Annotated in this window: 9 protein-coding genes and 2 pseudogenes; 2 read left to right on the top strand and 9 right to left on the bottom strand. The window is 73.0% G+C overall.

The window, feature by feature from the left end; genetic code table 11:
- From SZN_RS42965 to SZN_RS32835, 7 genes and pseudogenes are all read right to left on the bottom strand, one after another.
- A pseudogene (locus tag SZN_RS42965) lies at positions 1-968 on the bottom strand (nicotinate-nucleotide--dimethylbenzimidazole phosphoribosyltransferase); the annotation flags it as partial.
- 368 nt (positions 969-1,336) lie between these two features.
- Positions 1,337-2,551, bottom strand: a complete 1,215-nt coding sequence (gene cbiE, locus SZN_RS32860) for a precorrin-6y C5,15-methyltransferase (decarboxylating) subunit CbiE (protein ID WP_007503603.1) — start codon at positions 2,549-2,551, stop codon at positions 1,337-1,339.
- 102 nt (positions 2,552-2,653) lie between these two features.
- The gene (locus SZN_RS32855; RefSeq protein WP_007503601.1) at positions 2,654-3,286 is read right to left on the bottom strand and encodes a GNAT family N-acetyltransferase; all 633 of its coding nucleotides are present in this window, start codon (positions 3,284-3,286) and stop codon (positions 2,654-2,656) included.
- Positions 3,287-3,448: 162 nt separating this feature from the next.
- On the bottom strand, positions 3,449-4,282 hold the full coding sequence (locus SZN_RS32850) for a MetQ/NlpA family ABC transporter substrate-binding protein (protein WP_007503599.1): 834 nt from the start codon (positions 4,280-4,282) through the stop codon (positions 3,449-3,451).
- 75 nt (positions 4,283-4,357) lie between these two features.
- On the bottom strand, positions 4,358-5,083 hold the full coding sequence (locus tag SZN_RS32845; RefSeq protein ID WP_007503597.1) for a methionine ABC transporter permease: 726 nt from the start codon (positions 5,081-5,083) through the stop codon (positions 4,358-4,360).
- Entirely contained in the window at positions 5,080-6,111 is a 1,032-nt protein-coding gene (locus SZN_RS32840; protein WP_007503596.1) for a methionine ABC transporter ATP-binding protein, read from the bottom strand. Before SZN_RS32840 ends, SZN_RS32845 begins: the two co-directional genes overlap by 4 nt.
- A 375-nt stretch (positions 6,112-6,486) precedes the next feature.
- Entirely contained in the window at positions 6,487-7,134 is a 648-nt protein-coding gene (locus SZN_RS32835; protein ID WP_007503594.1) for an HAD-IA family hydrolase, read from the bottom strand.
- Between the two features lie 69 nt (positions 7,135-7,203).
- On the opposite strand from SZN_RS32835, the gene SZN_RS32830 reads away from it, so the two are divergent.
- Positions 7,204-7,563, top strand: a complete 360-nt coding sequence (locus tag SZN_RS32830; protein WP_007503592.1) for a hypothetical protein — start codon at positions 7,204-7,206, stop codon at positions 7,561-7,563.
- A complete protein-coding gene (locus SZN_RS32825) occupies positions 7,544-7,990 on the top strand; it encodes a hypothetical protein (protein WP_043734298.1) in 447 nt (148 codons plus the stop codon). The genes SZN_RS32830 and SZN_RS32825 overlap by 20 nt, the downstream gene beginning before the upstream one ends.
- Before the next feature lie 70 nt (positions 7,991-8,060).
- On the opposite strand, the gene SZN_RS32820 is transcribed toward SZN_RS32825, so the two are convergent.
- Both SZN_RS32820 and SZN_RS42960 read right to left on the bottom strand, forming a co-directional pair.
- Positions 8,061-8,558 carry a GNAT family N-acetyltransferase gene (locus SZN_RS32820; RefSeq protein ID WP_007503588.1) on the bottom strand — a complete coding sequence of 166 codons (498 nt, stop codon included), beginning with the start codon at positions 8,556-8,558 and terminating at the stop codon, positions 8,061-8,063.
- A 45-nt stretch (positions 8,559-8,603) separates the two neighbouring features.
- Positions 8,604-8,778: pseudogene (locus SZN_RS42960) on the bottom strand (sigma-70 family RNA polymerase sigma factor); the annotation flags it as partial.

The raw sequence follows: 8,778 nt of genomic DNA, 5'->3' as shown, positions 1-8,778 counted from the left end.
GGCTCGGCGTCCTGCGGCGGCGGACCGGCGTCGGGCGGGGCCTGCTCGCCGACGGCCGCCGGTGCCTCGGTGAACGGCTCGCCCCTGGCGGCCCCCGGGGCCGGTGCCCCGGGGAACGGCGCGGCCTCGGCGGCCGGGGCCTGCGCGAGCGGCGCGTCCGCCACCTGAGCCGGTACCTCGACGGGCTCGCCGCCGACCGGTTCCTGCCCGGCGACGGGGTCTTCGGCACCGCCGGGCAGCGGCGCCCCGGCCGCCCCCGGTACGGCGCTCGCCGCGGGCTCACCGGCCGCGGGTGCCTGAGGGGCGTACACGGGCTCGATCGGGGCGGGCACGTCGCCCGCCCCGGTGCCGGGCACGACGGCGGGCTCCGTGGCCGGGCGGGCCACCACGGCCTGGGCGACGCCGGCCGGGACAACCGTTTCGGCGGTCTGGGCCCCGGCGGCCACCGGCACCGGGGCCGGGACCTGCACGGGAGCGCCCCAGGCGGCGGCCGGCCGCGGCGCGGTGGCGTCCGGGTGCTCGGGCACGGGCGCGACGGCGCTCGTCTGCCGGACCGGTGCGCCCACGGCGCCGCGGTCGGCCAGCGAGCGGACCGGGCTGGCGGAGGCGTCGGGGATGGGCGGGCCCAGGTGCAGCGGGCGCCGGGGGGTGATGGGCGGGATGGGCGTCGTGGGAGCGGTGGGGGTCGCCTGACCGGGCAGGCGGACACCGCTGAGGTCGACCGAGCCGCTGTCGCGGCCGGAGATCTCGTGCGGGCCCGGCTCGTGCGCGGTCTCGGGCGACGGCGGCGGGACCTCGTTGCCCCAGGCCCCCTGGGAGCCGGGCATCAGCAGGTCCTCATCCTCGGCGGCGGTGTCGGTCTCGGAGAGGTAGCTGTACGAACCGTGCGCCACGGGGGCGCCCGGCTGCTCCACCATGCCTGCGCTCTCCGGCAGTCCCTCGCCCGGGACCTGGCCGGTGTCGGTCATGCGTACCCCTCGCCCATCGGTTAGTGCTTCCACGACCAGCTCACCGGGGACGGCGCACCGACCGCCCCCGCAGTGAAGAACGAGCGTCCGTGCCCAGCGGCACGAACGACCCGCCCAAAAAAGGCGACAAAGCCATTGAGTGGCATTGTCGTGGCCGTTCGGCCGTCGCGACAGGCTGATCCGCGACGGGCCGCTGTGGACTGCGCCACGTTGCGCGTCCTCCGGTTTCGCCGTACCACACCCGCCCCAAACGGGGCGTGTTTTTCGGGACATTGACCGACGAAGTGCCGGGCGACCGCGTGGGGTACAACGATCGGCCAGCCTACCGCGCGCGGTACGACAACAGGATCACGGGGACGGGTGGTCCGTCACCCGGTGCGGTCGGGCAGTACCCCGCTGAGCAGGAACGCGACGCTCCGCTCCCGCTCCGTCCAGGCCCGTGTGTCGAGTTCGACGGACTGCAGGAGGGCGCACTCGACCTCGTAGCCGTGCTGGGTGAGGTCGCGGCCGATGAGTTCGGCGGCGTCCCGGGTCGCGGCGTGGGCGACGACGCGCTGCGGGCGCCGGTCTGCGACCGCGGAGAGGACGGCCGCTCCCCCGCCGCCGACGCGTACGACGTCGGGCTCGGGGAGGTTCTCCAGGACGTGCGGGGCGGCGCCCTGGACGATCTGGAGCTGGACGCCGAAGGCGCGCGCGTTGGCCTCGGTGCGCGCGCACGCGCGCGGGTCCTGGTCGACGGCGAGGACGGCGGCGCCGGCCCGCGCGGCCTCGACGGCGAACGCGCCGCTGCCGCAGCCGATGTCCCACACCAGGTCGCCCACGCGCGGGCCGAGCCGGGCGAGTTGGGCGGCGCGCAGGTGCTCGAGCTCGCCCTCGCCGACGAGTCCGCCGTAGGACTCGGGGGGCAGCGTCCAGCCGCGCGGTCCGGCGGCGGGATCGCGGCCGGCGATCCAGCCGCCGCTCTCGGGCGGCGCGGCGACGGCGCCGCCGACGACGATGACGACGTTCGGGTCGCGCCAGGTGTGGTCGGCTGCCTTGTCCGAGGTGACGACCGAGACCTGCTCGCGTTCAGTGCCCAGTTCCTCGCAGATGACGAAGGTGCGGTGGACGCCCTCCATGAGCAGGCCGAGTTCGGCGGGGCCCGCGCCGGGCGAGGTGAGGACGGCGACCTTGGTGTGGGCGCGGCACACGTTCACCGCGCGTCGCAGGGTACGGGGGTGTGCGACGACCACTTGGGCGTCGTCCCAGGTCATCCCGGCGCGGGCGAAGGCGGTGGCCACCGAGGAGACGGCGGGGACGACCTCGACCTCCAGGCCGAACTCGGGTGCCCGCAGGGTGCGTACGACGCCGAAGAAACCGGGGTCGCCGTCGGCCAGCACCACCGCGCTGCCCCGGTGGGCGGCGATCCGGCGGCCGGCGAGGCCGACGCTGCCGAGGCGGATGCGCTCGGCGGAGGGCGGCACCTCGGACAGCGCCAGATGGTGGGCGGCACCGGCCACGAGGGTGGCGGCGCCGAGGGCGGAGCGTGCGGCCGCGGTCAGCGGCGAGCCGTCCCAGCCGATCACCGTGACGCGGTCGGCCATGGTCGTCAGTCTCCCGGGGTCGCGCAGGTCGTCATGGGGCGGGCTCCGTGAGGGTACCTGTTCGGCGGGGCGGCACCACCGGTGTCCGGCGATACGTTTTTGTCAGTTCCACTGGCCGAACGAGGTGTAGCCGCCGCCCAGGTGGTCGTCGGCGCCGTCGAGGTCCTCCGGCAGGAGGCTCCAGACGATGAAGTCGGTGCGGACGTCCGTCCAGGTGCCGTGCTCGTCGCGGACGTGCGCTATGCAGGCGTTGCGCAGGACGCCCTCGCTGATGCAGCCGATCTTCTGGGCCACCTGCTGGGACGCGGTGTTGTCGGCGGCCGTGCGCAGTTCGATGCGCTCGAACTTCTGGTCCCCGAAAAGCCATTGGGCGGTGGCGAGGGCCGCCTCGCAGGCGTAGCCCTCGCCGCGGGCCCAGGGGGCGACGATGTACGAGAGTTCGGCGGCGCGCACGTGCCAGTCGGTCCTGCTCAGCTGGACGACGCCGACCAGGCGCTGGGTGAGGAACTCGGCGACGGCCAGGTCGAGTCCGCGGCCCGTCTCCCGTTGGGCGGGGGCGCGCTCGGTGATCCACTCGCGGGCGCCCGCCGCGGTGAAGGGCTGGGGGACGTCGGTCCAGGCGCCGACCTGCTCGTCGTTCATCATCTCGGCCAGTGCGGGCGCGTCGTCCTCGTCGAGGGGCCGCAGCACCAACCGCTCCGTGCTGATGGAGATGTTGGGGAAGGTGCTCGTCATGCGCCGCTCCGTAACCTTCGGAATCACCGTCAGGGCCTGCTCAGCTGCCCAGCATGCAGCATGGACGCACCGAACGGCACCACGGGGTCCACTCCGGGTGAGGGAGTGGACCCCGTGCGTGGCGATACGGGTCGAACGCGCCGCCGGACGACGGCCGTCCGGTCAGAACGCGGCGACGACCGCGCCGTCGTACTTGTCCTCGATGAACTTCTTCACCTCGGGCGAGGTGAGCAGCTTCGCGAGCTTGCGCACGCGCGGGTCGTCCTCGTTGCCCTTCTTCACGGCGAGGAAGTTGCCGTACGGGTTGCCCTTGGGCGACTCGGCGGCGATGGCGTCCTCGGCCGGGCTGAGGTCGGCCTCCAGCGCGTAGTTGCCGTTGATGACCGCGGCGTCCACGTCGGCGAGGGAGCGCGGCAGCTGGGCCGCCTCCAGTTCCTTGAACCGCAGGCCCCGGGGGTTGGACGCGACGTCCTTGGGGGTCGCCTCGTAGCCGACGCCCGCCTTCAGCTTGATCAGGCCGTTGGCCTCCAGCAGCTTCAGCGCGCGGGCCTCGTTGGTGGTGTCGTTGGGAACGGCGACGGTGGCGCCCTTCTTGAGGTCCGTGAGCTTCTTGACGCCCTGGGAGTACACGCCGAGCGGCTCCAGGTGCACCGTGGCGTCCGGCACGGCCACGATGTCGGTGCCGTTCTTCTTGTTGAAGTCGTCCAGGTACGGCTGGTGCTGGAAGTAGTTGGCGTCGACCTCGCCCTGCTGGACGGCCGTGTTGGGCGTCACGTAGTCGGTGAACTCCTTGACCTGGAGGTCGAGGCCGGCCTTCTTGGCGAGCTTGTCCTTGATGTAGGTGAGGATCTCGCCCTGCGGGGTGGGCGTGGCGGCGACGGTCAGCGGCGCGTTCGCGTCGGAGCCCGAGTCCTTGCCCGAGCCGCACGCGCTGAGCCCGAGGGTGAGGGCTCCGGTGGCGAGGACGGCGGTGGTGATCTTGACGGTGTTACGCACGAAAAGTGCCTTTCCTGAGGGTGGTGCGGCCCCGGCGATGGGTGTGCGGGGAGTTCTGGGGAGGGCGCGGGGCGCCTATACGGTCTTGGTGTCGGTCGTCGCGGCCTTCAGCAGGCGCAGCCGCGGCGCGGGCCCCGAGCGGCCGCCGCGGTGGTGCAGGGTGCGGGCCGCGTGGTCGCCGGCGAACTGGATGAGGGAGATCACGACGGCGAGGATCGCCACGGTGACCCACATCAGCTCGGTCTGGAAGCGCTGGTAGCCGTAGCGGATGGCGATGTCGCCGAGGCCGCCGGCGCCGACGGTGCCGGCCATGGCCGAGTAGCCGATGAGGGCGACGACCGTGGTCGTGGTGCTGGCGATGAGCGACGGCAGCGCCTCGGGGACGAGGACCTTGCGCACGACGGTCCAGGTGTTGCCGCCCATCGACTGCACGGCTTCGACGAGTCCGCCGTCCACTTCGCGGACCGCCGTCTCGACCAGCCGGGCGAAGAAGGGGATCGCCCCGACGGCGAGCGGCACGATGGCCGCCTCCCGGCCGATGCTCGTGCCGGTGACCCAGCGTGTGAAGCCCATCAGCGCGACCATGAGGATGATGAACGGCATCGAGCGGGCGACGTTCACGATCTGGCCGATGACCTTGTTGGCCAGGATGTTCTGCGCGAGGCCGCCCCGGTCGGTGAGGACCAGCAGGATGCCCAGGGGCAGACCGCCGGCGACGGCGACGAGGGTGGACCAGCCGACCATGTAGAGGGTGTCCGTACACGCCTGCGTCAGCAGGGTCTGCATCTCCGACCAGGTCACTTGGCACCTTCCCTGACGAGCCGGGGCTCGCCGACGACGTCGATCTGCAGGCCCTGTTCGCGCAGGAAGCCGATGGGTACGACGTTGTCCTCGTAGCGGCCGGGGAGTTCGATGCGCATCCGGCCGATCTGGAGGCCGCCGACGGTGTCGAGGGCGGCCCCGAGGATCGAGATGTCGATGTTGTAGGTGCGCGAGAGCTGGGAGACGACCGGCTGGGTCGCGGCCTCGCCGTGGAAGGTGACGTCCAGGACAGTGCGGTCCTCGGCGGACGCCTCGCCGCCCACCGGGAAGAGCGCGGAGGCCAGTGCGGAGCCGGGGGTGGCGAGCAGTTCGCTCACCGTGCCGGACTCGACGACGCGGCCGTTCTCCATGAGCGCCGCGGAGTCGCAGATCGACTTCACGACGTCCATCTCGTGGGTGATGAGCAGGACGGTCAGGCCGAGCTGCCGGTTCAGGTCGCGCAGCAGCTGGAGGACGGAGCGGGTGGTCTCGGGGTCGAGGGCGCTGGTGGCCTCGTCGGAGAGCAGGACCCTGGGTTCGCCGGCGAGCGCGCGGGCGATGCCGACGCGCTGCTTCTGGCCGCCGGAGAGCTGGGCCGGGTAGGAGCGCGCCTTGTCGGCGAGGCCGACGAGGTCGAGCAGGTCGAGCGCCTTGCGGGTGCGTTCCCTGCCGGACAGCCCGAGGATCTCCAGGGGCAGTTCGACGTTGTCCCGGACCGTGCGGGAGGAGAGCAGGTTGAAGTGCTGGAAGACCATGCCGATCCGGCTGCGGGCCCGGCGCAGTTCGCGGCCGGCCCGGGGGCCGCGGCCCGCGAGCGCCGTCAGGTCCGTGCCGTCGACGGTCACCGTCCCGGCGGTGGGGCGCTCCAGCAGGTTGACGCAGCGGATGAGCGAGGACTTGCCGGCGCCGGACTGGCCGATGACGCCGTACACCTCGCCCTCGCGGACGTGCAGGTCGACGCCGTCGAGGGCGGTGACCGCGCGGCCGCGCGAGCGGTAGACCTTGGTCAGGTCCGATGTGGTGATCACTGGGATTCCGTCACTGTCGAGTGCGCGGCGCGTCGTGGGCGCCGGGCACGGGGCATTCGTGGTCGAAGGCGGCCGGAGCGCGCACGGTTCTCGCACCGGGGGTGAGACCGGGAGAAACGTGAGCGCGGGGGCGCGGCTCGGTCCTTGTCCCGCGAGCGGGCGGACACGAGCGGGCTCTCGCTTCGGGGCGCGAGGCTCAGGTGGTGCGGGGGCCCTCTAGAAGGCGCGCATTCGACACGTACAACGAGCACCGGGCGTCAGGGGCGCCTCGGTCGCGGGGATGCGGCGGCTCGTCGTGGTCATGCGGTCAGTAAACCAGACGTACGGTCCTTACCGGCCACCACTGTCCACATTCCGGACAGCGGTGGACGGCGGTCAGCCGCGGACGGAGATCTCCACGCCGTCGGCGCTGACCAGCACGGACAGGGCGGAGAGGTCCCGGACGACGAGGTCGGCGCGCAGCTCTTCGGCGGTGTGCGTTGTGGTCAAGGCCACGGTGGTCATCCCGGCGGCGCGGCCGGCCGCGAGCCCCGCGGGGGCGTCCTCGAAGACCACGCAGCGGGCCGGGTCGACGCCCAGTTCACGGGCCGCGCGGAGGTAGGGCTCGGGGTCGGGCTTGCCGCGGGTGATCTCGTCGGCGGTGACCATCGTCTTGGGGAGGATGCCGACGGCGTCGAGCCGGGCCTCGGCCAGGCGCCGGGTGGCCGAGGTGACGACGGCCCAGCGCTCGGCGGGCAGCGCGTCGAGGAGGTCGCGGGTGCCGGGCAGCAGCCGCGCACCGCCGCGGGGCACGTCCTCCACCTCCAGCGCCTCGATGCGGGCGAGTGCCTCGGGCACGAGGCCGGCGGGGAGCAGGTCGGCGACTATCTCGGCGGCGGGGCGTCCGTGCAGTTCGACCCGGCCGAACTCCTCGGTGATGCCGTACTCCTGGGCCCATCGCGCCCAGCAGCGGTCCACGGAGTCGAGGGAGGAGACGAGGGTGCCGTCGTTGTCGAACAGGAGGGCCTGTGCACGGATCTTCATGCCCTCGACCCTACGGCGTGGCCAGGGGGCGGCGGCGGGGGGCCGCCGGGCCCGTAATAGGCTCACCGCATGTTTGATGCCCTGACGCTGGCGACCGGCGTCGCCGCGCTGCTGCTCGCCGCCTGGTGCGGGTGGGCCGCCTACCGGGACCAGCCGACCAAGGACTGGCACTTCATCGGGATGGCCGTGGTGACGGTCCTGGCCCTGGTGCAGCTGGTCGGCGGGATCGTGCTGCTGGTGCGGGGCGAGGAGCCGACCCAGAGCACGACGATCTTCGTGGCGTATCTGCTGGGCGCGTTCGCGTGCGTGCCCGCGGCGGGCTTCCTGTCGCTGGCCGAGCGCACCAAGTGGGGCTCGGTGACCGTCGCCGCGGGCGGTGTGGTGCTGGCCGTGCTGGAGGTCAGGCTGTATGACATCTGGGGAGCCTGACGTGGCGCCCGGCGGGCGGCGCGAGCGGCTGATCGGCGGCCCGGGAATCGTCCTGGTCTGGCTGTACGGCGTGATGGTCGTCGGCGCCGTGTCGCGCTCCGCGTTCCAGATCGCCACGGACTTCGGGCGGGCCCCGCTCGCCTACGCGCTGTCGGCGGTGGCGGGCCTGGTCTACGGGTTCATCACCTACACGCTGGTGCGGGGCGGGGAGACGGCACGCCGGGCGGCGCTCGTGTGCTGCGTGGCGGAGCTGGTGGGCGTCGTGACGGTGGGCACCTGGACCCTGGTCGACCCCTCGGCGTTCCCCGACTCGACGGTGTGGTCCGACTTCGGCGTGGGCTATCTGTTCATCCCGGTGCTCCTGCCGGTGTCCGCGCTGTACTGGCTGCGCGGGCGGGCGCCCCGGGCCGGGCGGGCCGCCGCCTGACGCAGATCGGGCGGCGGCCGGTACGGGGCTGATCGCTTCTCGACTCCCGCGCTCGTGCGGTGTGTTGCCGTCAGGCCGTCGCCGCGTACGCCCCCGCGTGCTTCTCCAGGACGATCATCGGCACTCCGTCGGCGCCCTGGGCCGTGCCCACCGCCTCGTAGCCGACCTTGCGGTAGAGGCGGAGGTTGCCCTCGCTGCGGTGGCCCGCCTCCAGACGGAACGTGGTGGCTCCGCGCTGCTCGGCCAGGGCCGCTTCCGCGGCGCGCAGCAGCCGGGCGCCGATGCCGTGGCCCTGCAAGCGGGGGTGGACGCAGAGCTTGCCGATGGCGGCGGCGCCCTCCGCGGCGACCCGGCCGCGGACCGAGCCGACGACCTCGTCGCCGAGCCGGGCCACGAAGACGCAGTCCCCCGCGACCTCGTCCCGCACCGAGTCCAGGGACTGGACGAGCGGGTCGATGCGGTAGTTGCCGTAGATGGCCGCCTCACTCTGGAAGCACAGGTACTGCAGCCTGAAAATCTGCTCCGCGTCCTGCTCGGCCGCCGCAGAGATGGTCACGCTCATGCCCATGTGCGCACGCCTCCCGCTCACCTGATCGCCTGTCGTCCCCCACTCCTATCCCCGCGCACCGAGGGCCGCAACCTCCGGTGTGAGCAATCGACGCAGACATCCCAGGCATCTGGAACGTTCCGGTCCGAGACTGCCCTGTGAGATACCCAACTCCCCCGCGATTTCCCGGTATGTCAGGTCGTCCGGGGAGAGCAGCGCCTCCACCAGACGCGGGCAGCGG

The organism is Streptomyces zinciresistens K42 (assembly GCF_000225525.1).
Classification (GTDB): Bacteria; Actinomycetota; Actinomycetes; order Streptomycetales; family Streptomycetaceae; genus Streptomyces; species Streptomyces zinciresistens.
This window is presented reverse-complemented; position numbering and strand designations above follow the sequence as displayed.

Excerpts from the sequence above, each read along its gene's own strand:
- cbiE (WP_007503603.1), bottom strand. The coding sequence starts at position 2,551 with ATGGCCGACCGCGTCACGGTGATCGGCTGGGACGGCTCGCCGCTGACC.
- SZN_RS32855 (WP_007503601.1), bottom strand. The coding sequence starts at position 3,286 with ATGACGAGCACCTTCCCCAACATCTCCATCAGCACGGAGCGGTTGGTG.
- SZN_RS32835 (WP_007503594.1), bottom strand. The coding sequence starts at position 7,134 with ATGAAGATCCGTGCACAGGCCCTCCTGTTCGACAACGACGGCACCCTC.
- SZN_RS32830 (WP_007503592.1), top strand. The coding sequence starts at position 7,204 with ATGTTTGATGCCCTGACGCTGGCGACCGGCGTCGCCGCGCTGCTGCTC.
- SZN_RS32825 (WP_043734298.1), top strand. The coding sequence starts at position 7,544 with ATGACATCTGGGGAGCCTGACGTGGCGCCCGGCGGGCGGCGCGAGCGG.
- SZN_RS32820 (WP_007503588.1), bottom strand. The coding sequence starts at position 8,558 with ATGGGCATGAGCGTGACCATCTCTGCGGCGGCCGAGCAGGACGCGGAG.